The organism is Nocardia arthritidis NBRC 100137 (assembly GCF_001612765.1).
Taxonomy (GTDB): Bacteria; Actinomycetota; Actinomycetes; order Mycobacteriales; family Mycobacteriaceae; genus Nocardia; species Nocardia arthritidis.
Genome location: NZ_BDBB01000093.1, coordinates 1 through 1,835, shown reverse-complemented (window position 1 = coordinate 1,835; position 1,835 = coordinate 1). Strand labels below are relative to the sequence as shown.

Annotated in this window: 1 protein-coding gene; it reads left to right on the top strand. The window is 69.0% G+C overall.

Going from position 1 to position 1,835, the window contains the following annotated elements; all coding sequences use genetic code 11:
- The coding region (locus NA8_RS32175) for a condensation domain-containing protein (protein ID WP_157107046.1) at positions 1-1,835 on the top strand (1,835 nt) is incomplete at both ends.

Sequence of the window (1,835 nt, the reverse complement as noted above, 5' to 3'; positions counted from 1 at the left end):
GGTGTACGCCGACGTGCTCGGTGTCGAGCGCGTCGGTGCCGATGACGATTTCTTCGCACTGGGTGGTAACTCGTTGCTGGCGACGCAGGTGGTGGCGCGTATCGGTGCGGCGTTGGACGCGCGTGTCCCGGTGCGTGTGTTGTTCGAGGCCTCCACCGTGGCCGGACTCGCCGCCAAGGTCGAGCAGCACGCGGGCTCCGGTGGGCGTAAAGCCTTGGTCGCCGGTCCGCGTCCTGACCGCGTCCCGCTGTCGCTGGCGCAGCAGCGCATGTGGTTCCTCAACCAGTTCGATCCGGCGTCGGCGGTCTACAACATCCCGGCGGCCATCCGGCTCACCGGCGACTTGGATGTCGCCGCTCTGCGACAGGCCGTCGCGGACCTGGTGGCGCGTCACGAGATCCTGCGCACGATCTACCCGCAGACGCCGGACGGCCCGGTACAGCAGGTGCTCGCCGCGGACGAGGTGCCGATCGGTCTCGCATCGGCCCTGGTCGACGCGGCCGATCTGGCCGCCGCGGTGACCGCCGTCGTCGCCGCGGGCTTCGATGTGACCACGGAGGTCCCGTTCCGGGTCCAACTGTTCGAGGTCGCCTCCTCGAACGCGGACGACCCGACCCAGCACGTGCTCGCGTTCGTCGCGCATCACATCAGCTCCGACGGTTGGTCGATGGGACCGCTCACCCGGGATCTGGTGCTGGCCTATGAGGCGCGCAGCAGAGGCGAAGTCCCGGCCATGGCTCCGCTGCCGGTCCAGTACGCGGACTACAGCCTGTGGCAGCGGGAGGTGCTCGGTTCCGAGAGCGACCCGCAGAGCCTCATCTCGCAGCAGGCCGAGTACTGGCGCGGTACGCTCGCGGCCCTGCCGGACGAACTGCCGCTGCCGGCCGACCGGCCCCGGCCCGCTCAGGCGTCCTATCGCGGGTCCACCTTCGCGTTCGACATCGACGCCGACCTGCACGCCGGGCTGGAACAACTTGCCCAGCGGCATAATTCGACACTGTTCATGGTGGTGCACGCCGCGCTCGCGGTGCTGCTGGCCCGGCTGTCGGGCACCTCGGACATCGCCATCGGAACCCCGGTGGCCGGCCGCGGCGAGGCCGAACTCGATGATCTGATCGGCATGTTCGTCAACACCCTCGTGCTGCGCACCGAGGTCGAGCCGGGCACGCCGTTCGACGCGTTGCTCGCCGAGGTCCGCCGGACCGACGTCGCGGCGTTCGGGCACGCGGACCTGCCCTTCGAGCGTCTGGTCGAATTGCTCGATCCGGTTCGCTCGGCGGCGCGGCACCCGCTGTTCCAGGTGATGCTGGTGTTGCAGAACCTGGCGCAGGCGACGCTCGAGTTGCCCGGGCTCACGGTGTCCGGCATCGATCCGCAAGTGTCGGCGGCCAAGTTCGACTTGCAGATCACCCTGGCCGAACAGCCTGGCGCACAAGGTCTTTCGGTTGTCATCGGCTACGCGACCGACCTGTTCGACGAATCGACCGTGCGGAGTTTCGCGAGCCGATTCCACCGAATCCTCACGTCGATCACGGCCGATGCCACCGCCGTGGTGGGCGAGATCGATGTGCTCGCGCCCGGCGAGCGGCGTCAGGTGCTGAGCGCATGGAATGCGCCGGGCGCTTGGGTTCCCGGCGCGACCTTGCCGGATGTGATCGCCGAGCAGGCGTGGTTGCGTCCGGATGCGGTCGCGATTCGTTTCGGTGACACCAGCCTGACGTTCGGGCAGTTGCAGCGGCGGGCCAACCAGGTCGCTCGCGCGTTGATCGCTCAGGGCGCGGGACCGGAAACAGTGGTGGCGGTGGCGATGCCGCGCACCGAGGAACTGCCGGTCG